Here is a 25,181-nt window from a genome sequence, read left to right on the forward strand (position 1 = left end):
GGGCTGCTAATACAGGCGTCTGAGGCGCGGTACCCAGGCCACGAAGATAGTTAAGTCGCCTTCACCGCCGACGTGATCAGTAGTTTGCGGTCGTCCTTGTCGGCGATGGCGCTGGGCTGCTCTGTTGGCTTGAGAACCACTCTGAGACCGACATGACAGCGAGCGGCACCAACCATGTCGTGAAGGCGGGTAAACAAGTCGGGGCGGATCAGCAGATCTGCCCCCTCGATCGCGGGCAGCAGAGGTCTGTAGTTCCCGTCGTGGACAAGGTGGCCTCGCCATTGACGACCGACCAGTGCTTCTCCCTGCGCGTCGCTGAGGCTGAAACCACAGACCCCTTCCGTAGGTTCGAGGCCGAGGGCAGCGATGACGCTGACAGCCGGTGCGAGGACAAGGTGAGGTAGCCCCAGGCCGTACGAGGGAAGGGGCTCGTTGACTAGTGTGGTAGCGCTGGCATCGGTCAGAGCCACGAAGGGTTGATCTGTGGTGCTGATATGCCTCATGGCCGCGCCCGTGTCGACAAGGTGAGGCGCCAGATGCCGCAGCGGGCGCGTCCACAACTGCCAGGGAGCTTTAGCGAGGGGCAGGGGGCTGGCCGGTGTACGACCGCCGCCAGCCTCCAGTCCGACGATGATCTGTATCTGGCGGACGGGCTCATCTGGATACCGGCGTGCAGGGGTGAGTTGCCGTTCGGTGAACCCGATCTGTACCCATCCCTCGTGGGGGCCGCTGCTCACACGAGGGAGTGCCTCGACGCCGTCCGGCAACCGTCGTTGACCGGCAACTGACTCGAATCCCACAGGTGGCCAGACGCCAGGTTCGCTGCGGCTTTCTGTGAACCAGGGGGCAGGGTCGAGTGACCACTCCAGAATTTGTGGGCGAGTGAGGGGCCGCGGCACGCGGGCCAGCTCCGCGCGCAGCGCCGCTCGTGGATCGTCACGTACTCGAGCGGCAGTCTTCCGTTCGAAGATCTGCGCATTACCGCTCATCTGTCCGGCTTGGGCAAGCGCGACGCACAGCCCGGCCGCAGCTTGCTGAAGTGCGTCTTCGGCAGCGCTTTCGTCAGCAAGGTAGGCATCGGGCCATTGAGTCCCACTCGGGTGGGTGAGCAAGTCCAGCTGGTGCCCCATCAGCGCTTCAACGTGCTGTGGGAATGCCTCGGTGACGAGGTCGACAACGGTCTCGTGTAGTCCCGGAGGATCACCCGCGGAGATGAGACGGGTCGCCAGATGATGATCGACGATCTCGGTCGCTGCCTCTTGGAAGTTCGTCATGGCGTGCCTTCCCTACGAGAAAAGACGGCACTTACGGCACGTGTGAGTGTCGGGTGGGCCGGTGTTGCGGGGGGCGGAGGAGGCTGATGCCCAGCACGCGTAAGGATCGCAGCAGCTTCGGCCCTGACGGACAGCATGTCACTGCTACACAAGGCAACGAGTCGGTCGAGGAGTGCTGCGTCCAGGGAGTCCGGTGGCAAGTGGTCACACAGAACGGACAGGAGCCAGGTTAGTGGCCCGGCACCGAGGGAGAAGGAAAGCACGTTCGCAAGTGCGGTCTGGGCTTGACCGGGGCGGCTCGCCAGCAGCACAGTCGCCGCGATCAAGGCGCGGCGTTTGTCGCCGCGTTCGGGTAGAGCAAGGGTGGCCAGGGCAAGCGTGCACAGCGCGGTGTCGATGTTTTGCTGTGCGGTCGGTTCCGGGCTCGGCTGATACACGCCGTCATCGAGACGGGCGTCGCCGGGTAGGCGGTGGGCGATGACTTCATAGGCTGCGTCCCAGCAGGAGAGCGCGTCGGCGCCTGGCGTCCGGTCGAGCGGGGCCTGTGCGGCGAAGGCGGATACCAGGGCCTGGCTGACACCAATCGTCCGGTCGTATGAGGCGCTGGCCACGGCGCGTGCCACTTGGTTGGCGAGCATGCTGACTGCGGTGGTGGGATCCGCTCTGTGGGCTTGCTGCCATAGCTCGAGCCTGTCTTTGCCCGCGAACGAGCGCCATCCGCCTCCTCCCCGCATCGTGGTGAAGGCGAGCGCGCCGGCCGTAGCGGCGAGCGTGCCGAGGGTGTCGGGGGCAGCCTCTTGGCGCAGACAGAGGCCGGTGGCGATATCGGCCAGAAGCTCACGCGGCTTGTACACACTCGTGTCTTCGGCAAGCCGGTGCAGCAGTCGGGTCGCCGCATCGGTGCCGTGTCGGTCGGCGATCTCCAGGAGCCTCCATCCGACTGTATTGGCGAGGGCGTCTGCCGACCACCGGGGGCCGGGAGGTGCTTTGTATGGCTTGTCGTCGTAGTCACGTACTGCGGCCAAGGCGCCGGCAGCACCTCCTGGCAGTGTGGGGCGCTGTTGCGCGTGCAGGTAGGCGTCTGTGGCATAGCGCCCTTCGGGACCGAACCAATTGCGAGAAGTCTTGGTCCTGGCCTGCTTCGGTGACCACAGCAGACCACCTTCACCGCCGCACTGCTGCGCTGCCGCGGACAGCGCCGTGGATAGTGGGTCTCCGATACTGCGAGAGGTGGAGACCAGGCGCTGGTCGTCGTAGGTGGCGGTGATCGCGTTGGCTAGTACCGGCAGCAGGCGCTGTGCCCGTGCCGCATCGTCGCAGGGTAGGTTCGCAAGTCTGTGGAGAAGAGCGATGTCGGTGTCGAGGCTCTGGCCCGCGTGGCCGGCAGCGATCCTCAGCGTGGCCAGGATCACAGGGTCGGCTGTGTCGACCTGTGTGGCGAGCAGCTGGTGATGGGATTCTTCCACTCGGGCGTCGGGTAGGCCGGGCTCGGTCAGTAGAACACGGGCTCCCAGTTGTGCGGCGGCCTGCGGATCCAAGCGGGCCAGCAGGCCCCACCATGTATGGGGAATTCCACTGGTGCCTCGTCCGTTGGTGTGCTGGGAGACGAGGTAGGTGAGAGACTGCGAGCGGGCGAGCCTCTCACGGGCCCGAGCAGGTTCGGCCTGGAATAGCACGGTCAATGGATCGAGCAGCTCGCTGATGGTGGCGTCCTTGTGGCCGCCATATGCGCCCATGAACCGGGCGGCGCGGTCCCAGCACTCCTGCGCTGCTGGCAGATCGCCGCAGGCGAGACTCACGCGGGCCATTTCCAGCTCGAAGTCCGCGTCTTCCGCATACAACGCCCGGCGGCCTGCTTGTGCTGCGCGCAGGGTAGCCAAAAGTTCACGCACGATACCGGCTCCAACCCGGCCGACGCTCGCGGCGAGCAGGGACACCAGTTCCGTCGTGGTGAGGGGCCCGCTCCCGGCCATGCCCATGAGGGATGTGGTGGTTCCGTGGCTGATGGCTTGCAAGGCTGCGATGCCCGGCGCCACGTCCTGGTCCCGGAGCACGACGACGGCATCGTGCAGTACCTCCCGCACCAGTCTGTGGATGCCGCCGAGATCGCTTGCCTTGGGCTGGCCCGCGAACGGCTGATTGTGCTGGGCCAGATGCTCAAGTGCCACACGGGCGGTCAAAGAAGCCGTCTCGGCTGGGATGACGCCAGCTTCGACATCGTGGCGCAGGCCCAGGGTCGCCACGGTAAAGCGCAGCCACGCGCGGTAGAAACCGACGCCCTCAAAGAGCGGGAGCAATCGGGCCGCGGCCTGCCGGTCGCAGACATGAGCCACGGCAAGCAGCGACAGCCACCTGTTCACCGGAGCCGGCAGGTCGCCTGCCCGGTCTACCAGCACCTCCCGCGTCGCCTTCTCGAGATCATCGGTGATGCCGCCAGAGAAAACGTCATGCACCAGATCCTCCGCGGGCACGCCGTGACGGAGCAGACGCCGCGGGTCGCACGGCCCACTCGCCCAGGCCGCTGCGGCCAGCATGCGTGCCGAAGGCAGCTCTCCTGCAGCGTCGGCCCGCGCGTCGGCGAGACACAGCAGAACAGCCACACGCCGGTCGGCACGCTCAATGAGGTCCACGCTCGCCATCAGCGCCTCGTGCCCCAAACACTCCAGCACTACGCCCAGCGCACGCTCAACAGCCGGCAGATTCTCCTGGTCAAAGAACTGCGCCACTCTCTGCGCGACGGGGCGCGGCGCGGCATCGCCGTCGATGTTCCTGCGTGGCTGCCTGATCCGTCCACGCAGCTCCGCGAGGAACACAGCATCGTCAATGTCAGAGCCGTAACGGACATTGTCGTCGCGTTCCTCGTCCCAGGCCGCCAGGTACGTCTCCCACGGTGCGGCCAAGCCAGCACGATCGACAGCCGCGCACAGCGGCAGGCCCCATCGCGCCATCATGGTGCGCTCGCCCTCGTACATCAGGCTCGCTGCCACCCGGTCGGCTCCACACAGTGTCACCAGGACGTCGGCGTACGGCACGAGGGAGCCCGGCAGGCCCTCTTGCTCGTAGGTCACCCGGGCCCGGCTGAGTTCGACGCAGCGCACCAGTGTGGACCAGTCACTCCGGACTGCCGCTCGCTGCGCGGCCACGGTCAAGGTGTGGACGATGGCCTGCGGGGGCTGCAGACCGGCAATCGCTCGGGAGAGGAAATCTGGTCCGATGTGAGAGGCCAGCTCTTCGTCGTGGCCCAAGGCGGACAGAAGCTCCGGCAGGTGCCGAAATGCCCGCGGGTCTGTGAAGAACCCACGCCTGGTGAGCCAAGCGGCAGCCTGTTTCCTAACGAGATCGACCCACCCCTGGTTGCTGTCGATCTTCCGGATGAAGCGGCTGAAACTCTCATGGTGGATCTTCAGCCCGCCAATACCCGGCTGCTGCGCGACAATCGGTGCCACACTCGTCAGCGCAGCGCCGAGCATCGGACCGGGCAGCGGGAAGATCTCTCCAAGCTCCTGCGCGGTGACGGCGAAGTCGCAGATGGCAAGCATGCTGACGGCCTGCCGCTGTTCGCTAGTAAGGCCTTTGAGAAGGTAGTCGTAGTAGTCGTCAAGGTCTTGTGCTGAGGAAGGAACTGCGCGCAGACGCTCCAGAGGGTCCTCAGCAACGTCTCGTGCCGACAGCGATGCCACGACGGGTGTCGGTCCCACCGCCTGTCGGCATAGGTACGTGGCATAGAGGGCATTGCCCCGTGAGCGCTCATCGATCAGCCCGACAGCGGCCTCTGCAAGGTCAGCGGATGGCTGTTCTGAGCCCGATTCCGCCAGGGCCGACAAGACACCCAGCCGATCCGCCAGCGCATACAGCTCTCCACGATCAAGAGCAGGGACCGTCAGGTGTTCCGCATGGGCGCCCAGGGCTTGAAGATGGAGGCCAGGCTGGCTGGCAAGGACCAGGACGACACCTGGAGGCAGGCTGAGGGCAGCGAGTCCCTCCACCAAGGAGGCGGCCGGGTCCGACTGCTGCTGAAACGCGCTGCCGGTGATGCTCCCGAGGACCCGGCTGACATGGTCGAGACCGTCCACGATCAGCGCCACCGGCTGATCCGGAACCAGGCTACGCACGGCTGTAACTGCCGCCGAGAGCGTCTCGGAGGTGGCCGCGTAGCGTGGTCTGATCTGCGCCACAGCCTCTGGGACCGCTGTCTGCAACTGCTGCAGAAGACTGCCGATCACCACTTCGGTCAGGACACGATCACGAAGCCGCTCGTCATCACTTCCGAGCCAGCAGTGATGCCTCGCAACGACCCAGGTGTCCCCGAGCGCATCACCGAGCTGCTCGCACAACCAGGACTTGCCGACGCCAGGACCACCGGTGACAACGACGACACCGCCCGAGCGAGCCGCACTCTCCAGGGCGGCCACCATGCGCGTAAGAACCGTCGGACGGGTCACCTCCGCGGCACGGTCCACAGGGTGCCCTTCCTGAGCCGCCCCGAAGTCGACTCTCAAAGCCATCCGGGGAAACAAACTCTCGAGAGCCACCGTTCCCGCTCTGGCACGGGCCTCTTTAGCTGCCTCGATAAGGGCCAAGGCTACATCTTCAGGTGCACGATCCCGGTTCGGCGGCCGGCCGGCGCCGAGTTCGTCCCGGACGCGATGCAGCAATGCAGCCTCGGCCGGCCCTGGCTCGCGAACGTTGAGCGAACATGCTGGTACACCCGTGTCGACGATCAAAGAGGCGCATGCGCTGCGGAGCAGGTCATCGTCCATGTCGACGAGCATCGACCGCCACGGCTCGTGTTCCCGCAGTGCAGTGGGGCTGAATCGGAAGCGCCTGCTGCTGAGCCCCAACAGCGCTGGCCCCGGGTCGCTGCTCCCGCTGAGAGGCTGCAGAACCTGGGATAGATCAGGGTCATCCGGTTCCGTGTCGCGTACCACGAGGCGGTGCGAGGTACGGGGATCCGTTTGCAGATCTTGACTGACGGAGGCGAACAGCAGATCCAGTTGCAGGCCGCGCTGGTCCTTGGTGAAACTCTTCAGCGACAACGTGCGATCGTGAGTCGTGTGCTTGATCTGCAGCCGCTCACGGCTGCCGTCGGCCCACTCGCAGGTGATGTCGTCGAACCGGTCCCCAGCGAACATCTTCGTGTCGACGAGCACCGACCTCGCACGTCCCACCGTCAGATCCACCAGACGCAGCGCGGTGAGTAGATCCTGATAGGCATAACCAAGATGCGTCGGGCGCAGGTCCACACATACCTCCGGCACGCCCTGGCTTCACAGGGACGTCGGCCCCGGGCATGAGTCTGAGCGAACTGTAACCTCAGCAGCCCCACCGCTGTCGGTACATAGCCTTTGTAGCTACCAAGCAGACAGCTACGAGATCGCGTAGGGATCCGACTGCATCCGCTTGTGCGTTAACTGCACCTCGTTCACGAACGACATCTGCCTTCGCGGCCCGCATGCGCTGCTGGCAGTCCTCACGCTTCCCTCCCTCAAAGTATGCCGCTGTAGCCGCTGGCATCCCGCACGGCAGTGGGTCCACGAAACCGCGAGACGTCCCACGGCTCTGCGCCGCCGGCGGGCCGCCGCCACCACGCAGCGGTCCTCCCGCCTCGAAACCCTGCTGTGTGGCAGCACAGATTGCTGACACGATGCCCTGCACGACTGGTCCATGGACCGACCCTATTGCGGGACTGATGCCGTACAGCAGGAGGCAGCACCCGCCTCTTGCACTTGGAGAAGAGCACCAGTGACGACGACCCCCGGCAACGACATAGCCCTGGCGCTGATCGCGCAGGACATCATGTTCTTGCGACGCTTCGCCCGCAGCATCACAGCCGCCCCACAACTGGCTGTCGTCCCGATCTTCTGCATGCACAACTACATGTGCCTGATCATCCACGAGTCCCACCGAGCGCTTCGCCACATCGCTCCCGACCTCTCGGACGCACTTGCCTACGACTACGCACCTGCCATCGAGCGCGCTCGGCAATCGGTCAAGCTATACGACGACAAGTACAAGGAACTGGACGACATTGGCGCCGACTTCCGGCGCATCGTCGACGAGCACCGCGAGGAGTTCCTGAACAATACCTGGCTACCGCTGGCCCGGCCGCTGGAAAAGGACCTCGTCCTGTGGCGTTTTCGCGGCAGGCTCGTCTCCACCTCCCACACAGCCAGCTTCTTCCTCGCCTTCCCCCCGCAAGCTTTCAAGGATTCCGAGATGCTTGGCGCCAAACTCCACGCCATCGCCGTGGAACAGGGCAGCTATATCGCCACAGCGGCAGACGGACTTCCTTGGGAAGGACAGTCATTTTTCGACACCGTGCAGGAGACGGACCTGACCAAGACAGAGGTACGTGCAGAGAAGTATTACCGTCTAAGCTTCGATCCGATCCTGCCAGAGGAGATCAAGGCATCCCTGGCAGCCATGACCTGTGCGCTAAACACGACCAGTGTCCTCGTCACCGACGACCGCAACCCCTCCTCAGCGATCACCTTGTGGAAGCTGCGGTACATCACGCTCCACCACGCGCTCTCCAGTCTCCGCAAGCTTGATGAAGAGTACGGAGCCCAACTCCGCCCGCCGGACCGATCACTGCTGAAGGGCGTCCTCGACTCCCCGACAAGCAACCTGATCCTCCAGACCCACGGAGGGTTCCGGAACACTTTGGTTCACTACCGCCCCTCATGGCAGGTGCAAGAACGGCTTTCCCTCCAGGCGCCGCTCTACGGTCTCCTAGACGCCTATTTCTCTGTGGATGAAGCACAAGCGTTGTACGAGCAACTCGCGGACCACACGGCTCATGTTGCCAGCCGCATGAGCGCCTGGTGCGAAAACTAGGTAGCCGCCAAACTGCCATGCAGGTCTGTCCCAATCACCGATGCCTCCCTGGCCCGGGAACAAACCGCGGCGATAATCCGGCAGGAATACAGTGCAGGCCCCTGGCCAACCCTCCAGGTGGCTCTGGAACCGGTTCGGCCGCGTTCGAAACCGCCCGAACCGCCAGCGCTGAACTAAGGAGACGAGGGCTGTCGCCGCCGTCGCGTCCGGTGGATGACTGCACCCGTGTCGCTGGCGAGGACGGCCGGGCGCGGCCTCACCGACGTCGGGTTCCACGTGACAGAGGCCGTCACGACGCACCGACACGGCCCTGCGCCAGCAACATGCGCGACTGCCGACTGGCTGTGCCCCGTGAACAACCCAAGGGGCTGATGCTGAGCATTTGCTGACCAGAGGCCCGACACCACGCCGCTGACCTGCGAAAATGTCCGGAAGTCAGATGTTGGACTTGAACATGGTGCGAAACATGAAGAAGCTCCCGAGATGTCTGCTCCCTGCCTGCTTCCCGCAGGTCAAGGGCGGTCCCGGCAGACTAACAACCCTTCGCGTGTCCGGCAGCCCTCCCCAGGTCTTCCGGTTCTTCGTCACAGGGATGCCGGTCGTCCGTCTGCCCGGACCGACGGTGGGGCGGACCGGGCGGGGCCACGCCGGAGGAGGAGCCCTCCGTCGCGGGCGGTGTGGATGCCATCATGATCCTCGTCGCTCGCGAGCAACAGCAGCACACCGAACACGGGGGCAACCGATGGGAGGCACCCGGACTTCGGCGCTGCGCGGGCAGGATCTGGTGCCCCTGTCCTCGGCAGTTGCCCCGATGGCCGCCGAAGACGTCCGTGCGCGTTTCGCGCCCGTGCAGAAAGCAGGCCGTCATGAGTGAAGGCAGGGGCTGGGCCCCCAGGCACGTCCTCATCGTGGGGGGCAGCATCGCCGGCATGCTCGCGGCCGCCGCCGTCATGGACCACGTCGATTCCGTCGAGGTCATCGAGGCACACGCGCTGCCGGCTGGACCCGAACCGCGCACCGGCGTTCCTCAGGCGGCCCACATCCACTGGCTGCAGAGCGGTGGGGCGGAGGCGATCGACTCTCTGCTTCCAGGCAGCATCGATCGACTGACGGCCGCGGGCGCCCACCGCATACCCGTGACCACCGACATGGTCATCCATTCGCCCGAGGGGTGGTACCGCCGCTGGCAGCGCGCCACCCATCACGTGATCACCGCGAGCCGGGACCTGACCGACTTCGTCCTACGGCAACAGGTCCTCTCGAACCCCCGGGTCAGTGTGCGTACGAGGACCAGGGCCGTCGGGCTGATCGGCGAGAACGGCACCGTCACGGGGGTCACGGTGCGGGGAGCCGACGGCTCGGAAACGGAGCTGCACACCGACCTGGTCATCGACGCCTCGGGCCGGGCCTCCCGCCTGCCCCAATGGCTCCGTCGGCTGGGTGTCCACGGTCTCGCCCAGGACAGCGTCGACGCGGGCCTGGCCTACGCCAGCCGGCTCTACCGCGCCCCGGTTCCCACCCGCGGGTGGCCCGTCGTGGGGATACAGGCCGACCCACACCTGACGGGGTCCGCCAAAGCCGGGGCCATCCTGCCGATCGAGGGCGACCGTTGGCATGCCGGCCTGATGGGCGCCCCCGGCGGACACCCGACCCGGAACGCGGAGGACTTCGAACCCTTCGCCCGTACCCTGCGCCACCCCGTCCTGGCCGATCTGCTCCAGCGTGCCGAACCCCTCTCCGACGTCACCGTCACCCACACCACCGCGAACCGGCGCCGTCACTACGAACGACTGCGCCCGTGGCCCGAGGGGCTGGTGGCTCTCGGGGATTCCGTCGCCACCTTCAACCCCGTATACGCCCAAGGGATGTCGGTGGCCGCACTGGGTGCTCTTGCCCTGCGCGAGGCGCTCTCGGCCCGCCCGGCTCCCGGCCTGTCTCTCCGGGCACAGCGCGCCATCGCCCGCCCGGTCGACACCGCCTGGACCCTCGCCGTCGGGGCGGACATGCACTTCCCCTCCACCCGGGGCAGGCAGCCGAACCCGGCCGACCGCCTGCTGCACCGCTACGTCAGCCGCCTGTCCCGTACCGCGACCGGATCGTTCCACGCGGCCACGGCACTGACCGATGTGCTGGCCCTCCAGGCCCCGCCCGCATCCCTCGTCCGCCCCCGCGTGCTGCTGACCGCCCTCCTGGGCCCGTCGCGCCCCCCGCTGGACCGCCCTCCGCTCACCCGCGCCGAGCTCAGCCTCCTGAACGGCCTCCCCGAGCGCCGGAGTCCCCGGCCCTGACGACCAGGCTCGCGGGGCCCGGGCCGACCGAACCGGACGGGGTCGGGCTGCCGGGAGGGGGGTTCGGTCCGGTCGTGGAGCGGGCTGCCGGGAGGGGGTTCGGGCCGGTCGTGGAGCGGGGTCAGGCGCGGGTGAGGGGGGCGGCGCCGAAGGAGACGTCGAAGCGGTCGCACCAGATGCTGACGCTGGGGTACGCCGTCCAGTCGAGGTCCGCGGGCAGCGGGTAGTTCTGGTCGCCCTTGTTGGCCTTCAGGGGGGCGAGGTTCACGTACCGGCCGTCGTCGAAGACGCGCCAGCCGGCCTTGCCGGGCTTGACCGGCGCGTCGCTCAGCCAGACGCGCACGTCGGGGCCGCTGCTCGTGTCCAGGCCCTCCAGGCGGAGCGTGTGGGTGCCGTCCTCCAGGCGGATGATCTTCACGGTGCCGGTGGTGGCGTGCTCGTGGCTGATCAGCGTCCCCTGCGCGACGGTGACCGGCCCCGAGGGAGCGGGAGTCGCGGGCGACGTCCCCCGCGTACCGGGGGCCGGCGCGGCCTTCGCGGACGGCAGCGCCTCGTGCACCGTCTCGTCGACCCACAGCGCCCACGGCTTGAACCACACCAGCCCGGCCGCCAGGACCGCCAGTCCCGCCACGACGGCCGCGGCCCACCACTGCTTCCTCTTGTTCCCGGCGCGCCCCACGACGGCCCTCCTTCTACGTCTCGTCCTCGGCTTACTCCGCCATTCAAGTGGGCCGGAGTCCGGGTGGGGAGCCCGGGCCGGATGACGAAACCCTTACGGCGCCGGCCGGAGGCGCTCTGGCGCGGCGGCCGGGCCGGGGCCGACAATCCCCTGGTCGGGGGACACGTCCCTGTTCGAGCGAGTTTCAACGGCGCCGACGCAGGCCCGTCAGGACCAACGGAGCCGACTGGAACATCCGTTCACCTTTTCGCCCCCGATCCGGCCGTGACGCACCCGAACGGGAGCCGTTTCCAGAGCACCAGTGCCCACCGCGCACTCTTCCGGAGGACCCGTGGATCCCGAGCCGTTCCGCCCCGCGGAACCCGCCGCAATCGAACGGACCGCACCCGACGACGACCCGCGCGGCACCGCCGCGCTCCTGGTGGACTCCCGGGGCCGCTACCTGCTGCACCTCCGGGACGCCAACAAGCGGATCTGCGACCCGGGGACGTGGAGCATCCCCGGCGGCGACCGCGAGGGAGCGGAGACCTCGCGGGAGGCGGTGGAGCGGGAACTGCTGGAGGAGACCGGCCTGGTGGTCCCGCTGGAGGAGTTCGCGGTGGTGGACAGCCTGAGTCCGGAGGGGGTGAAGGGCCGGGTGCGGGTCTACCTCGGGGCCTGGGACGGGGACGCCGACGACCTGCCGTGCCCCGAGGGCATCATGTTCCGCCACTTCGAGGCGGCCACCGTCCCGTACCTGACGATGTGTCCGTGGACCAAGGAGGTCATCGACCTCCACCAGGCGCAGGGAGCCCCGGTACCGGTGCCGTCGCGGGCGTCCTCCGGGGGCCGGGCACGGCTGCACGTCGTGGGCGTGCACCTGTACCTGGAGCGGGAGGGACGGGTGCTGCTCGGGCTGCGGCACCCGGACTCGGCGTACGCGGGCGCCACCCACCACTTCCTCGCCGGGCACTGCGAGCAGGAGTCCGCCGTCGCCTGCCTGGTCCGCGAGGCGGCGGAGGAGGCCGGACTCTCCGTCGACCCGGCCGACGTGGAGCTGGTGCACGTCGTGCACGTGGTGGACCGTCCCGGCGGCCGGCCGCGCATGCAGCTGGTGTTCCGCGCCCGGCGGTGGACCGGCACGCCCGAGGTCCGCGAGCCGGACCGCTGCGTGTCCTGGGACTGGTGGCCGGCCGAGGCCCTCCCCGACCGGGTCGTCCCGTACGCGCGCGCCGCGATCGAGGGCATCCGGGCAGGCCGCCCGTACACGGAGATGGGGTGGTGACGGCCACCACGCAGCGGTACGCGGTGCCGGTCGACGTGCACCTCGTCCTGCGGCGCGACCGTGCGGACGGCGGGGCGGAGGTGCTGCTGTCGCGGCGGGCCGGGCCCGTCTACGCGGCCGGGATGTGGCACCTGCCGTCCGGGCACCTCGACCCGGGGGAGGACATGGCGGAGGCGGTGGTCCGGGAGGCCCGCGAGGAGACCGGTGTGCTGATCGCACCGGAGGACGTCACCGTGGCCCTGACCGTCCACCACCACCCCCCGACGGGCTCACGCTCCCGGATCGGCGTCTTCTTCGAGGTGCGGCGGTGGGCGGGCCGGCCGGGGATCAGGGAGCCGGACCGGTGCGACGCCATGGGCTGGTACGCGCTGGACGCCCTCCCGGCGCCGATGGTGGCGTACTGCCGGGCCGGGCTGGACGCCTACCGCGCCGGCGTGCCGGGGGCGGTGCACTTCCAGCGGCCCGGCGACGCGGTCGAGCACGTGCCGCAGGGGCCGGACCGTACCAGGCTGCTGGCCGGACCACCGGATCCAGGGGCCGAACTCCCTTACCTGATCAAGGAGTTCGCCGAGCGGGCCGTGGGCCGGATCGCGCGGGCGACGGAGGTGTCCTGGGTCCGCGGCGGCAGCCGGGTGTGGCGGCTCACCGGGTCCGGGGGCGGCACGTGGTTCCTGAAACGGCACCGCGGTGCGCGGTTCCACGACCGGGAGGTGGCGGCGTACCGGTCGTGGGTGCCGGCGCTCGGGCCGAGCGCTCCCCGCCTCGTCGCGGCCGACACCGCGGCGCGGGCCGTCGTCGTCACGGCGCTCGCCGGGCGCCCGCTGCACGGCATGGTCCTGGACCCGGCCGCCGAGGCGCGCGTCCAGCACGGCCTGGGCCGGCTCGCCGCCACCCTCCACCGCAGCGCCCCCGAGCGGCCCGCCGGGACGGTGACGGCCGCCGACAGGGTCGGACGCCACCTGGAGGCGGCCCGTCCGCACCTGGCCGACGGCGACGAGGACCTGGTCCTCGCCCTGGCACGGGTCCACGCGGAACTGCCGCGGCCCGTCCTCGTACCGACCCACGGGGACCTCCAGTACCGCAACGTCCTGCTCGCCGCGGACGGCGAGCCGCGGCTGTTCGACTTCGAGCGGTCGGAGTACGGCACCGTCACGCGCGACCTGGCCCGGCTGTGCGACACCTGGACCGGGCGGCCGGAGCTGCGCGAGGCGTTCCTCGACGGCTACGGCCGGCCGCTCGACCCCGTCGAGGAGCTGCGCCTGGACTGCGAGGCGGCCTTCGACGCCGTCTCCGGCATCGCGTACGGCACCGGGCACGGCGACCCGGAGGTCACCGAACGCGGCCACCGCACCCTGCGCCGCCTCCGCGCGGCCCGTCCCGTCCCTTGGCGCGCGGGCGGCCGGGCACCCTGAGGAGCCCCGTCCCTCGGTGCGCGGGCCCCCGGTCCCCCCAGGGGGCCGTCCCGTGGCGCAGGACCGGCGGGTCACCGCCGAGCAGCCGTCCCGCACCGCACCGCCACCCGGTCACCCCCGAGGAGCCGCCCCGTGGCGCAGGGCCGGCCGGTCACCCCCGAGGAGCCGTCTTGTACCGCACCGCCGCCCCGTCACCCCCGAGGAGCCCTTCCGTGTCCGAATCCCGCCCGACCACCCCGGCGGCCACCCCGGCTCGTCCGACGCCGACGCCGACGCCGACGCCGACGGCGTGGCCGCCGCATCCCGCGGTCCCGCCAGGGCCCCGGCCCCGGCCCTGGCTGCCGCCCGACGAATTCGCCGCGACCCTGCCGAAGGCCGCGGTCTTCGGGGCGGTGTTCTTCACGGACGAGGACGACCGTCCCGTCCAGCTCCGCGCCACCTACGCGCGGAACCACCCCTGGCAGTGGCCGGGCGGCGTGGCCGAGTCCGGCGAGCGCCCCTGGGAGACCGCCGTACGCGAGTGCCGGGAGGAGACCGGGATCCGCCTCCCGGGCCCGCCGCGGCTCCTGGCCACGGTGTTCGGCCTGCCGGGCGCGGACTGGCCGCTCGCCACGGTCGGCGTCGTCTTCGACGGCGGGCGCCTGAGCGCGGAGCGGCTCGCCGCGATCGTGCTGGACCCGGACGAACACGACGAGGTCCGCGCCCTGACCGTGCCCGAGTGGCGCCCCCTGATGCCGCCCCGTGACCACGCCCGCCTCGAAGCCGTCATGACCGCCCGCCACACCGGCCGCCCGGCGTACTTCGACACCTGGGACTGGGAGTCCTGACGCCGGGCCGGCGGGCGCCCCGGTGCCGTTCTGGCAGGGGGGTCGGGGGCGGTTTACCGTGGGTGGGCGGGGGTGTGCGTCTGCCCCCGGCCTCGCTGTCGGGTGGCGATCGGAGCGGCCATGGGACCGGTTCTGCTCACCGCGGCCGTCGTCGTCGCGGTCTTCGTGGTGCGGGCCGCCGTCGTCGAGATGCGGCACCCGGGCAGTGCGTTGGTGCGGTGGTCCTTGCTGCGGGACGCGCGGACGCTGCGTACCGGTGCGTTCGTGGCGGGGCCGCTGGCGGTGGTGGGGTGGGTGCGGGCCGGTGCCGAGGGGCTGGTGTGGGGGCTGCTCGTCGCCGCCCTCGTCGCCTACGCGGTGTCGAAGCTGCGGGCGGAGTAGGCCGGGCCGGTACGTCGGGTGCGTCGGGTGCGTCGGGTGCGTCGGGTGCGTCGGGTGCGGAGGGTGCGGAGGGTGTGTCCGGCCAGGACCAGGAGCAGGGCGGTGCCGTAGGCGACGGTGCCCGCGGCGGGGTGGAGCGGGGTGACGAGGTAGGCGACCGCGCCCGCGAGCGCCACGCCGAGCCATTCCCAGCGGCCGTCGAGGGCCACCAGGGCGATCAGGAACAGGGCGTACCAGGAGTAGCCGGGGGTCGTGAGGAGGAAGACGGTGCCGGTGACGAGGAGTGCGCCGGACCAGGGGCGGGCCGGGTCGCCGCGGCGGATGACGTACAGGCTGACCGCGGCCGCGCCGACCAAGACCGCGGGTACGGCCCAGGAGTCGGGCAGCAGGAGGCGCAGGAGTGCGTAGCGGCCGCCGGAGGAGGCGTCCTGGTAGCCCTCCTCCTGGGCGTAGCCGCTGAGGTAGCCGAGGACGGACGAGTCGGAGAGCAGGACGTACGGGAGGTAGAGCGCGGCCGTGACGGTGGCGGCGGGGACCAGGGTGGCGGCCGCTTCCCGGGGGCGCCGGATGCCCGAGAGGGCGCCGGGGAGCAGGACGGCGGGCAGCAGTTTCGCGGCGATGGCGAGTCCCAGTACGGCTCCTCCGGCGAGCCGGTGACGGGCCGTCAGGGCGAGCGCGGTCACGGACAGGAGGACGGCGAGCACGTCGGCGTGCGCGTTGTTGACCGCCTCCGCGGCCACGGCCGGGCACCAGGCCCACCAGGCGGCGTCGCGCGGGTCGCCGCAGCGGCGCAGGACGCGGAGGAGCACGAGGGTGGTGGCGAGGCTGAGGAACGCGCCGGCGGTCTGGAGCGGCTTGTGGCGGGCGCCGGCCGGGGAGAGGACGTCGACGAGGAGGAAGTACGCCTCGCCGGCCGGCGGGTAGATCGTGTGGACGGCGGGGCGGTTGATACGGGTGCAGCCACCGTCCGGGAGGGGCGCGAGCCCGGGGGCGAGGGTGGGAGCGGGGGCCGTGGCGTGTGCGGGGGCGGGTGCCGGGCCGGATGGCGGGCCGGCGGCGGGGGCCGAGGCCGGCCCGGGTGCCGGACCGGGTGCCTGGCCGGGTGCCTGGCCGGGCGCGGGCGCGGGTGCGGGCGCGGGTGCGAGAGCCGAGGCGGGCCCCGATGCCCAGCCGGGCGGGGGCGCGGGTGCGGGGGCCGAGCCGGGCCCGGATGCCGGGCCGAGCTCGGGCGCGGGAGCCGAGGCGAGCCAGGGTGATGGGCCTGACTCAGGGCCGGGAGCGGGCCCGGTCGCGCCGCGGCAGACTGCCTGCGGCGGGAAGAGCCAGGCGTCGCGGAGTGCCGCGAGGGCGGGGTCGGCCGGGGCGTGGTCGTACGGGGAGATGCCGGCGGCCTGCACCCGGCCGTCCCAGGCGTAGCGGAAGGAATCGGTGCTGGTCCGGGGCGCGGCGGCCAGGCCGGCCGCGGCCACGGCGATGCCGCCGGCGAGGACGAGGACCGTGACGTGCCGGGCGGGTACCCGGCGCAGGGTCCAGGCGGCCGCACCGAACAACGCCCAGCAGGCGGCGTACCGCCAGGCGAGTCCGGCCGCGTCGGGGAAGGACGGGTCGGGCGAGGGCGCGCCCACCCGGACGGTGAGGACGACCGCGACGGTGAGCGCCGCCAGGAGGAGGGCGGTGGCAGCCGTGGCGGCCGTGCTCCGTGCGGTCCTCGTGGTCCTCCTCGGCCTCGTGGTCGCCGGGACTGTGGCCCCTGTGGTGGCTGGGGCCGTAGTGGGCGTGGCGTCGGGTGCGGAGGCGCGCTCCGGTGAGGCCGAGGGCACGGGCGGCTGCGGGTCGGGGCGGGACGGACGGGGGCGGGTCACCCGATCACCCTGGCAGTGGGGGCGCCGCTCAGGGCGTGGGCGCGGCGGGCCGTTCGCGTTCCGTAAGGTGTCGGAACCCGCTGCCGGGCGGCACCCCGCGGTTGCATGGGGGCATGGACATTCCGATCGGCCGACGACGTCCCGGCCGTCCGCCACTCCGCCGGCCCGACGGACGTCGGCCTGACCAACACGGTCCCGACCACCTCGGTCCCGACGGGCACGAGCCGTCCGGGCGCGGGACGCAGGGGCCCGAGCCGTCCGGGCACGAGGCGGACGGGCACGGAACTGGCGGGCACGAGGCGTACCGGCGCGGGCCCGTCGGGGCCGGGCCGGACGGGCCCGGGGCGGACGCGCACCCGCCGCACGAGCAACGGCCCCCCGCCCACCAGCCGCACCGGCCCGGTCCCTTGGGGGCCGGGCCACGCGAGCACGGGGCCGAGGGTGACGCGCCGTACGGACGCGGGGCGGACGCCCGTCCGGCGCTCGCCGTCGCGGACGGGGAGCGGCGGGATGCCGGAGGGGCGGTCGGCGGGCGTCTGGTCTCCCGGCTCCTGGCCGCCCGCGGACCGTTCGCCGGGCCGTTGCACGACGCCCGTACCGCGACGGCCCTCGGGCGGTGGCTGGGCGTCGCGCTGGCCGTGTGCTTCCTGACCGGCCTGGTCAGCCACTTCCTCCAGCAGCCGCCGCCCTGGCTGCTCCCCCACCTCCCGTCACGCCCCTCCTGGGGCTACCGGCTCACGCAGGGGCTGCACGTCGCCGTCGGACTGGCCGCGATCGTGCTGCTGTTCGCCAAGCTGTGGGCGGTGTACCCGCGGCTGTTCGTCTGGCCGCCGTTCCGTTCGGTGCGGCACGCGGTGGAGCGGCTGTCCGTGGCGGTGCTGGTGGCGGCGGGGGTGTTCGAGGTGCTGACCGGGCTGCTGAACATCGCCGAGTGGTACCCGTGGCCGTTCTCCTTCGTGCCGGTGCACTACGCGGTGGCGTGGGTGGTCGCCGGTTCGGTGCTGCTGCACGTGGCGGTCAAGGCGCCCGAGATCCGGGCCCATTGGAGCCGGCGGTCCCCCGGCACCCTCTCCCTGCCGGACGAGGAGCGCGACGGGCCGGACCGCCGTGCCCTGCTGCTCGGCGTCGGGGCGGCGGTGGGGGCCGTGACGGTCACGACGGTCGGGCAGTCCTTCACGCCGCTGGGGGCGCTGGACCTGCTGGCCCCGCGGCATCCCGGGTACGGGCCGCAGGGAGTGCCGGTGAACCGTACGGCCAGGGCCGCGGGCGTGACGGCGGCCGCCGTGCGCGGGTGGCGGCTGGAGGTGCTGGGCCCCGAGCCGTACGGGCTGACGCTCGCCGAGCTGGCGGCGCTGCCGCAGCACCGGGTCCGGCTGCCGATCGCCTGCGTGGAGGGCTGGAGCGTGGACGCGCACTGGACGGGCGTACGGATCCGGGACCTGCTGGCCCGCGCCGGGGCGCCGCGCGGGTCGGGGCTGCGGGTGGTGTCGCTGGAGGTGGCGGGCGCGTACCGGGTCACGGACATGGGCCGGGAGTACGCGGACGACCCGCTCACGCTGCTCGCGCTGCGGCTCAACGGGGAGGTGCTGTCGGCCGACCACGGACACCCGGCCCGCATCATCGCGCCGAACCGTCCAGGGGTGCTGCAGACGAAGTGGGTCACGCGGCTGGAGGTCGTGTGATGGCGGGGACGGAGGACGGCGCGCAGCCGGAGGGTGGGCGGGAGACCCGTCCTGCGACGGGGCGCGACCCCGTGCCGGGGGCCGGCGATGCGTCGGCGCCCGGGGGCGGGGGTCTCCCAGGGACCCGACCACGGCCGGGGGCGGCGGATGTGCCGGACGCCGGCGACGGGGCGGGGTCGGATGCCGGTCCCGCACCGGACACCGCAGGGGCGCCGCCGACTCCGGAGGCTGCCGACAGGCGTGAGGCCGGGCAGGAGCCTGTGCCCGAGCCCGGGCACGTGCCCGGCGGCGGGGAAAGGCCTGCGGGCGGAGGCAGATCGTTGCCGGAAGGGGACGACGCGCTCAGGGATACCGACCAGCCGCCGGTACCGGGCGGCGGGGACGGCCTCGTGCCCGGAGATGAGGACGAAGCCGAGGTGCCAGCCGCCGGGCGCGGCGACGCGCCGGGGGCGCCGACCGCCGGGGACGGGACCGAGACGCCGCCCGCCGGTGACGGGGACGGGGCCGAGGCGCCGCCCGCCGAGGCCCGGGAGGCTTCCGGACCGCCGGTCGCCGCAGCCGGGGGTACGGCCCCGGTGTCGGCCGCCGGGGACGGGGACGCGTCCGGGGGCGCCCGGACTTCCTCCCCCGTGTCCCCTGCGCGCTGGGTGGTCGGCGGGCTCGGGGTGCTGCTGATCGGGATCGGGGGATGGCATCTCGCCGCCCAGCCCGATCCGTACGCGGTACTGGTGTGGCTGGGCGGGGCGTTGGTGCTGCACGACGGGGTGCTGGCGCCGCTGGTGCTGGCGGTCGGGCTGCTGGTGGCCGCCCTGCCGGCGCGTCCGGTGGTGCGCGCGGCGCTGGTCACGGCAGGGGCGCTGGTACTCGTCACGCTCCCCCTGCTGCTGCGGCCGGGGGCGCCGCCGAACCCGTCGGCGCTGCCGCTGCCGTACGGGCGCAACCTGCTGCTGGTGCTGGCGGCCGTGGCCGTGTGTGCGACCGCCGCGGCGCTGCTCGCCCGGCTGCGGAGCCGACGGCGCCCCCGCGGTCCGGGGGGCGACGGGAAGGCTGATGCGCCGGCTTGACGGCGCCGGCGGGACGTCGCGCCGGCACCGGGGGCGATGCGCGGCGGGGACCGCCGGCTCCGAGGACGAGCCCGGCCGGGTGCGGCGCGGGGGCGACGCGGCCCGGAGGACCACCGGCTCCGGAAACGAGGTCCAGCCGAATGAGACGCCGGTCGGCCACGTCCCCGGAGACCGCAGGCTCCGAGGACGTGGCCCCGCCGGGTGAGAGGCGGGGCGACGCGGCCCGGGAGACCGTCGGCTCCGCCCCGGAGACCGGCCGGGTGGGCCGCGAAGGCTACGCGACCCGGGAGACCCCCGCCTCCGAGAACGGGGCCCAGCCGAGGGAGACGCCGGGAGACGTGGACTGGGAGACCGCCGGCTCCGAGGACGAGGCACGGCCGGATGGACGGGCGCGGAGCGGACGAGGCGCCAGGGCGCGGGCGGGCGCTCGACGGTCCGCTGGGAGCAGCCGGTCCCGAGCCCCGGCCGCGTGCCGGACGGGGTGGCCGGCATGAGTGCGCCGGAGCGCGGTGGCCGGTACGGGTTGCCGATACGTCGGGCCGGTCGAGCAGGTCGGCCGGTCGAGTCGAAGGCTGCGGTGCGGCCGGGTGACGGCGGTCGTCGGAGCTGCTTGGCGGGTGATGCCCGTGGCCGGGTCGGGGGTGGTCGGCGACGGAGCCGCCCGGACCGATCACCTTCGTGGCCGGTGTGGGCGGCGTGCTGCGGTCGGCGCCCCGGCGGAGCGAGTGCGGGGCATGTGTCGGCAGGGGCGTGGTCCTGAGGGCCGGGGAGACCGTCGTCGCGCACGAGGGAGGCCGGTGGCGGTGAGCGAGGCCGGCAACCGGTCCACCGGGTACTGCCCGGACGTCGGTTGCCGGCCGGCGGGCCGCCGCCCGGCGCCGGTGCCGGGTCGGGAGCGGCCGACGGTCGCCCGCGCCGGACGTCGGGGGTGGGGCGGCCCTCCGCCGTCACCCACGAGGTCGTGTTCCGGCGGTGCCCGGCTGCCGGGAACGCAACCCCTCCACGTCGCCCACGACATCCTGTCCCGGCCGTCCACCGGCTGCCGGGAACACACCCCCTCCCCCGCCACATCCACGACGTCCTGTCCCGGCCGGGCGCCCCGACCGCCGGATGCGCAACGTGCTCCAGCCGCGCACCGACTGACCGGGAACGGAATCCCTTCGGCTTCGCCTCCGACGTCGTGTTCCGGCCGGCCCCGGCTGCTGGGCCGCGACGGCGTGCGCCGGGGGCGGCTTCGGTTGAGGGCCGTGCCGAGGGCGAGTTGCGCGTGGTCCGGGACGTGGGGTCCCGGGGCGTGCGGGGCGGGGCGTGGGTCCTGCCGGGCGGGGCCGGCGGTGCGGCGGCTGCCCGCTCCCGCCCGCTACCGGCGCAGTTCCGTGAAGGTGCGGCCCGCCGTCGACCAGGTGCCGACCGGTGTCCAGCCCGCGGCGGCGGCGTGGCGGCGGAGGGCGTCCGGGCCCACGCGGGCCCAGGGGAACGGGACGCCCGGCGTGCCCCGGAAGTCGTCGAGGCGGACCTCGCACCGTTCGTCCACCTCCACCGGCGCGGCCTCGGCGATCAGCCGCCCGCCGGGGGCCAGCAGGGCGGCCGCCCGGCTCAGCAGCGCCCGGGGGTCTCCGCCGATTCCGACGTTGCCGTCGATCAGCAGGACGGTCGTCCAGCGCCCCTCGCCCGGCAGCGGGCCGAAGACCGAGCGGCACAGGGCCGTTCCGCCGCGCCGTACGGTCCGGGTCACGGCGGCCGGGCTCACGTCCACGCCGAGGACCCGGTGGCCGCGGCCGGCGAGGGCGGCGACCAGGCGGCCGGGCCCGCAGCCGATGTCCAGCACCGCGCCGCGGCACCGGGTGAGCACGCTGTCGTCCGCGGAGTCCGCGTCGGCGAGCCACCGCTCCACCTCCAGCGGCAGCAGCCAGCCGTCCGCGCGGCGCAGGAAGAGCGGCCCGTGCCCGGCGCGCAGGGCACGGGTGTACGGGTCGTCCCGCCAGGGGGCCGGGCCGGGTCCGGGCCGTGCGGGGCGCGTGGTCACGCCTCGGGCGGTCACCGGGGCCGGCCCGCGGGGGTGGTGAGGCGGGTGTGCAGGGTGGCGAACCTGGTCCCGGGTGCGGCCGCCGACACCTCGTGGGCGTCCGGCGCCGTGTCCACGTCGCGCAGGACCGGGAGGCGGCCGACGCGCAGCCCCGCCGCGCGCAGGCGTGCGTACTGGACGGCGCCGGTCTCGGGGGCCGACATCGGTACGCCGAGCAGCAGGGCCGGGTCGGGGGCGGCGAGCCCGAGGGCCCAGAAGCCGCCGTCCGCCGCGGGGCCGTACCAGGCGTCGTACGTCCCGAAGTCCAGGGCGGGCCGCAGGAGTTCCGGGGTGACCTGGGGGGTGTCCATGCCGATCAGCAGGGCCGGGCCGGCGCAGTCGGCGAAGGCGGCGGCGAGCCGTTCGTCCAGGCCGCGGCCGCGCTGCGGCACGACCTCGAAGCCGGCCGGCAGCCAGTCGCCCGGGCTGCCGTCGAGGACCAGGACCCGGCGGTCGGCCGGCGCCGCGGCGACCGCGTCCAGGGTGTCCGCGAGCGCCGCCCGGGCCAGGCCGGCCGCCTCGGCGGGGGTGAACGGCGGCGTCAGCCGGGTCTTCACCCGGCCGGCCACCGGCTCCTTGGCGATCACGAGCAGGGCGGTCATCGGACACCCTCGGAGGAGCGGGCCACGGCGCCCGGCCGGGGCGGCTCCGCGAGGACCGCGCGCATGTCGCGCACCGCCTGCCAGGTGCCCCGCCAGGTGCCGGTGACCTTGGAGCGGCCGGTCCGCGGCAGGTACGGGACGTCCTCCTCCCGGACCCGCCAGCCGGCGTCGGCGGCCCGGACCACCATCTGGAGCGGGTATCCGCTGCGCCGGTCGGTGAGGTCCAGGGCGAGCAGCGCCTCCCGGCGGGCGGCCCGCAACGGCCCCAGGTCGTGCAGCCGCAGGCCGGTACGGCGCTTCAGCATCCGGGACAGGGCCAGGTTGCCCGCCCGGGCGTGCGCGGGCCACGCACCGCGTCCCCGCGGCCGGCGGCGGCCCAGCAGCAGGTCCGCCTCGCCCGCGGCGACCGCCCGTACGAAGCCGGTCAGCAGGCCGGGGTCGAGGGAGGCGTCGCAGTCGCAGAAGCAGACGAACTCGGCCTCCGCGGCGAGGAGTCCGGCGTGGCAGGCGGCACCGAAGCCGCGCCGGGCCTCGGGCACGACGGTGGCGCCCAGGGAGCGGGCGACCTCCGCCGACCCGTCGGTGGAGCCGTTGTCCACCACGAGGGCGCGCCAGCCGGCGGGGATGCGGGCGAGGACCCAGGGCAGCGCCCCGGCCTCGTTCAGACAGGGCAGGACGACGTCCACGGGAGGGTTCAGGGGGTGATCGGTCACGCCTGTCACCGTAGGAAGCGGGGCCCGCGAACGGGGCGATCGACTCCTTACGAAACGCGGACGGCAGCACCGGGCGGGCCGGGCAGGGGGACGGCCGGGGGCCCGCCGTACGACACTGGGGCGCATGAGCACGCCAGCATCCCCCGCGGGACGGCCGGGCCCCGCGGAGCCCGCCCGGATCCTCGTCGTCGACGACGACCCGACCGTCGCGGAGGTCGTCACCGGGTACCTCCGCAGGGCCGGCCACACGGTCGGGCACGCCGCCGACGGGCCCGGCGCCCTCGCCCAGGCCGCCGCCGACCCGCCGGAACTGGTCGTCCTCGACCTGATGCTGCCGGGCATCGACGGGCTGGAGGTGTGCCGGCGGCTGCGCGCCGAGCGCCCGGTGCCGGTGATCATGCTGACCGCGCGGGGCGCCGAGGAGGACCGGATCGCGGGGCTCGAACTGGGCGCCGACGACTACGTCACCAAGCCCTTCAGCCCGCGGGAGCTGGTGCTGCGGGTGGAGTCCGTCCTGCGCCGCAGCCGGCCCGGCGCGGAGGCCACGGTCGTGCGGGCGCCGGCACCGCTGCGGGCGGCCGGGATCACGGTCGACCCGGTGACCCGCAAGGCGACCCGGCACGGCGCCGAACTGGCGCTCACCCTCCGGGAGTTCGACCTGCTGGCGCACTTCCTGTCGCACCCCGGGCGGGCCCACACGCGTGAGGAGCTGATGCGGGAGGTGTGGGGATGGGACTTCGGGGACCTGTCCACGGTCACGGTCCACGTACGACGGCTGCGCGCGAAGATCGAGGAGGACCCGGCCGTACCGCGGCTGATCCAGACGGTGTGGGGCGTCGGCTACCGCTTCGAGGCGGGTGCGGATGCGGGTGCGGACGCCGGTGCCGCGGCCGGTGCCGGTGCGGAGGTCGGTGCCGCTGCCGCGGCCGGTGCCGCCCCGCCGGATACGGCCTCGGGCCCACCGTACGTCACCCCCGCCGCGCCGCACGCCGCCACCCCGCCGTGCGCCGCCCCGGTCCGGCCCGCCACGCCTCCGGGGGGCCGGTCGTGACGGACTTCCTGCTCATCGCCCTCTTCGCGCTCGGCGGTGCCGCCTGTGCCGGGGCCGCCGGGGCGCTGGCCCTGCGCCTGCTGCGGCGGCGGTCGGTCACCGTGTCGCTCGCCGTGGTGGCCGTGGTGGCGGTCACGGCCATGCTCGCCGGTACCCTCGCGGTCGCCCGGGCCATGTTCCTGTCGCCGCACGACCTGACGGTGGTGACCCTGGTCGTCGCGATGGCGGCCCTCGTCTCGCTGGCCACGGCCCTGCTGATGGGCCGGTGGGTCGTCGCCCGCAGCCGGGACCTGGCGCTCGCCGCACGCGACTTCGGGGACGACGGCAGCTTCGCCGCGCCGCCCGCGCCCGCCACCGCCGAACTCTCTGCGCTGGCCGCGGAACTGGCCGCCACCAGCGCCAGGCTGGCCGCGTCCCGGGAGCGGGAGCGCGCGCTGGAGTCCTCCCGCCGCGAACTCGTCGCCTGGATCTCGCACGACCTGCGCACCCCGCTCGCCGGTCTGCGCGCCATGGCGGAGGCCCTGGAGGACGGCGTCGTGGACGACCCGGCCCGGTACCACCGCCGGATCCGGACCGAGGTGGAGCGCCTCGACACCATGGTGGGCGACCTGTTCGAGCTGTCCCGCATCCATGCCGGGGCGCTGGAGCTGACCCCCAGCCGGGTCTCGCTGCGGGACCTCGCGGCCGACGCGCTGCTCGGCGCCGACCCGCTGGCCCGGGAGCGCGGGGTGCGGCTGGTCGGCGAGGAGATCGCGCACGTGCCGGTCGACGTGGACGGCAAGGAGATGACCCGGGTGCTGGCGAACCTGCTGGTCAACGCCATCCGCCACACCCCGGCCGACGGCACCGTCGCGGTGGCCGTGGGCCGGGGCGAGGACGGGGCCGTGCTCTCCGTCACCGACGCCTGTGGCGGCATCCCGGACGAGGACCTGCCCCGGGTGTTCGACACCGGGTGGCGGGGCAGCGCCGCGCGTACGCCGCCGTCCGGCGCGGGGCTGGGGCTGGCGATCGTACGGGGCATCGTCGAGGCCCACTCGGGCCGCGCCGAGGTGCGCAACGTACCGGGCGGCTGCCGCTTCGAGGTGACCCTCCCCCTGGCCTGACCCGCAGCCACCCGCTCTCGCGCGGGCCGCCGGCCTCCGCGCCGGGTCGGGCCGGCCGGGCCGGGTCGGGTCGGGTC

Annotated in this window: 17 protein-coding genes; 10 read left to right on the forward strand and 7 right to left on the reverse strand. The window is 72.9% G+C overall.

Annotated elements, in window-relative coordinates; translation table 11 throughout:
- Window positions 1-50: 50 nt before the first annotated feature.
- Both ACIQUR_RS02095 and ACIQUR_RS02100 read right to left on the reverse strand, forming a co-directional pair.
- Window positions 51-1,274 (reverse strand): hypothetical protein, encoded by a 1,224-nt coding sequence (locus ACIQUR_RS02095; protein WP_403656794.1) that lies wholly within the window; start codon window positions 1,272-1,274, stop codon window positions 51-53.
- The gene (locus ACIQUR_RS02100) at window positions 1,271-6,517 is read right to left on the reverse strand and encodes an AAA family ATPase (RefSeq protein ID WP_403656797.1); all 5,247 of its coding nucleotides are present in this window, start codon (window positions 6,515-6,517) and stop codon (window positions 1,271-1,273) included. The genes ACIQUR_RS02095 and ACIQUR_RS02100 overlap by 4 nt, the downstream gene beginning before the upstream one ends.
- A gap of 499 nt (window positions 6,518-7,016) precedes the next feature.
- Here ACIQUR_RS02100 and ACIQUR_RS02105 point away from each other — a divergent pair, with 499 nt between their 5' ends.
- Complete coding sequence (locus ACIQUR_RS02105; protein ID WP_403656800.1) at window positions 7,017-8,111, forward strand: hypothetical protein; 1,095 nt, start codon at window positions 7,017-7,019, stop codon at window positions 8,109-8,111.
- A gap of 866 nt (window positions 8,112-8,977) precedes the next feature.
- Window positions 8,978-10,399, forward strand: a complete 1,422-nt coding sequence (locus ACIQUR_RS02110) for an NAD(P)/FAD-dependent oxidoreductase (protein ID WP_403656803.1) — start codon at window positions 8,978-8,980, stop codon at window positions 10,397-10,399.
- Between the two features lie 121 nt (window positions 10,400-10,520).
- On the opposite strand, the gene ACIQUR_RS02115 is transcribed toward ACIQUR_RS02110, so the two are convergent.
- Entirely contained in the window at window positions 10,521-11,078 is a 558-nt protein-coding gene (locus ACIQUR_RS02115) for a DM13 domain-containing protein (protein ID WP_403656806.1), read from the reverse strand.
- A gap of 331 nt (window positions 11,079-11,409) precedes the next feature.
- Here ACIQUR_RS02115 and ACIQUR_RS02120 point away from each other — a divergent pair, with 331 nt between their 5' ends.
- From ACIQUR_RS02120 to ACIQUR_RS02135, 4 genes are all read left to right on the forward strand, one after another.
- Window positions 11,410-12,342, forward strand: a complete 933-nt coding sequence (locus ACIQUR_RS02120; protein ID WP_403656808.1) for an NUDIX domain-containing protein — start codon at window positions 11,410-11,412, stop codon at window positions 12,340-12,342.
- Window positions 12,339-13,754 carry a phosphotransferase gene (locus ACIQUR_RS02125; protein WP_403656811.1) on the forward strand — a complete coding sequence of 472 codons (1,416 nt, stop codon included), beginning with the start codon at window positions 12,339-12,341 and terminating at the stop codon, window positions 13,752-13,754. The genes ACIQUR_RS02120 and ACIQUR_RS02125 overlap by 4 nt, the downstream gene beginning before the upstream one ends.
- A 212-nt stretch (window positions 13,755-13,966) precedes the next feature.
- A complete protein-coding gene (locus ACIQUR_RS02130) occupies window positions 13,967-14,581 on the forward strand; it encodes an NUDIX domain-containing protein (RefSeq protein WP_403656814.1) in 615 nt (204 codons plus the stop codon).
- Window positions 14,582-14,701: 120 nt separating this feature from the next.
- On the forward strand, window positions 14,702-14,962 hold the full coding sequence (locus ACIQUR_RS02135; RefSeq protein ID WP_403656817.1) for a hypothetical protein: 261 nt from the start codon (window positions 14,702-14,704) through the stop codon (window positions 14,960-14,962).
- Here the strand turns inward: ACIQUR_RS02135 and ACIQUR_RS02140 are convergent.
- Window positions 14,932-16,824 (reverse strand): glycosyltransferase 87 family protein, encoded by a 1,893-nt coding sequence (locus tag ACIQUR_RS02140; RefSeq protein ID WP_403656820.1) that lies wholly within the window; start codon window positions 16,822-16,824, stop codon window positions 14,932-14,934. The genes ACIQUR_RS02135 and ACIQUR_RS02140 overlap by 31 nt on opposite strands.
- A 536-nt stretch (window positions 16,825-17,360) precedes the next feature.
- Between ACIQUR_RS02140 and ACIQUR_RS02145 the strand changes: the two genes are divergently transcribed.
- Together ACIQUR_RS02145 and ACIQUR_RS02150 are read left to right on the forward strand one after the other, a co-directional pair.
- Window positions 17,361-18,506 (forward strand): molybdopterin-dependent oxidoreductase, encoded by a 1,146-nt coding sequence (locus tag ACIQUR_RS02145; RefSeq protein ID WP_403657954.1) that lies wholly within the window; start codon window positions 17,361-17,363, stop codon window positions 18,504-18,506.
- Window positions 18,507-19,135: 629 nt separating this feature from the next.
- Window positions 19,136-19,570 (forward strand): hypothetical protein, encoded by a 435-nt coding sequence (locus ACIQUR_RS02150; RefSeq protein WP_403656823.1) that lies wholly within the window; start codon window positions 19,136-19,138, stop codon window positions 19,568-19,570.
- 1,360 nt (window positions 19,571-20,930) lie between these two features.
- Here the strand turns inward: ACIQUR_RS02150 and ACIQUR_RS02155 are convergent.
- From ACIQUR_RS02155 to ACIQUR_RS02165, 3 genes are read right to left on the reverse strand one after another with little or no spacing between them, the layout of a single operon-like run.
- A complete protein-coding gene (locus ACIQUR_RS02155) occupies window positions 20,931-21,596 on the reverse strand; it encodes a class I SAM-dependent methyltransferase (RefSeq protein ID WP_403656826.1) in 666 nt (221 codons plus the stop codon).
- A gap of 11 nt (window positions 21,597-21,607) precedes the next feature.
- Entirely contained in the window at window positions 21,608-22,237 is a 630-nt protein-coding gene (locus tag ACIQUR_RS02160; protein ID WP_403656829.1) for a DUF2064 domain-containing protein, read from the reverse strand.
- The gene (locus ACIQUR_RS02165; protein WP_403656832.1) at window positions 22,234-22,950 is read right to left on the reverse strand and encodes a glycosyltransferase family 2 protein; all 717 of its coding nucleotides are present in this window, start codon (window positions 22,948-22,950) and stop codon (window positions 22,234-22,236) included. The genes ACIQUR_RS02160 and ACIQUR_RS02165 overlap by 4 nt, the downstream gene beginning before the upstream one ends.
- A 124-nt stretch (window positions 22,951-23,074) precedes the next feature.
- On the opposite strand from ACIQUR_RS02165, the gene ACIQUR_RS02170 reads away from it, so the two are divergent.
- Both ACIQUR_RS02170 and ACIQUR_RS02175 read left to right on the forward strand, forming a co-directional pair.
- Window positions 23,075-24,001, forward strand: coding sequence for a response regulator transcription factor (locus tag ACIQUR_RS02170; protein ID WP_403656835.1), 927 nt, complete (start codon window positions 23,075-23,077; stop codon window positions 23,999-24,001).
- On the forward strand, window positions 23,998-25,104 hold the full coding sequence (locus ACIQUR_RS02175; RefSeq protein ID WP_403656838.1) for a sensor histidine kinase: 1,107 nt from the start codon (window positions 23,998-24,000) through the stop codon (window positions 25,102-25,104). Before ACIQUR_RS02170 ends, ACIQUR_RS02175 begins: the two co-directional genes overlap by 4 nt.
- The last annotated feature ends 77 nt before the right edge of the window (window positions 25,105-25,181 follow it).

Origin of the sequence: Streptomyces sp. NPDC101132, assembly GCF_044759225.1 — a bacterium.
Lineage (GTDB): Bacteria > Actinomycetota > Actinomycetes > Streptomycetales > Streptomycetaceae > Streptomyces.

Coding starts and splice junctions, on each gene's coding strand:
- ACIQUR_RS02170 (WP_403656835.1), top strand. CDS start 23,075: ATGAGCACGCCAGCATCCCCCGCGGGACGGCCGGGCCCCGCGGAGCCC.
- ACIQUR_RS02110 (WP_403656803.1), top strand. CDS start 8,978: ATGAGTGAAGGCAGGGGCTGGGCCCCCAGGCACGTCCTCATCGTGGGG.
- ACIQUR_RS02135 (WP_403656817.1), top strand. CDS start 14,702: ATGGGACCGGTTCTGCTCACCGCGGCCGTCGTCGTCGCGGTCTTCGTG.
- ACIQUR_RS02095 (WP_403656794.1), bottom strand. CDS start 1,274: ATGACGAACTTCCAAGAGGCAGCGACCGAGATCGTCGATCATCATCTG.
- ACIQUR_RS02160 (WP_403656829.1), bottom strand. CDS start 22,237: ATGACCGCCCTGCTCGTGATCGCCAAGGAGCCGGTGGCCGGCCGGGTG.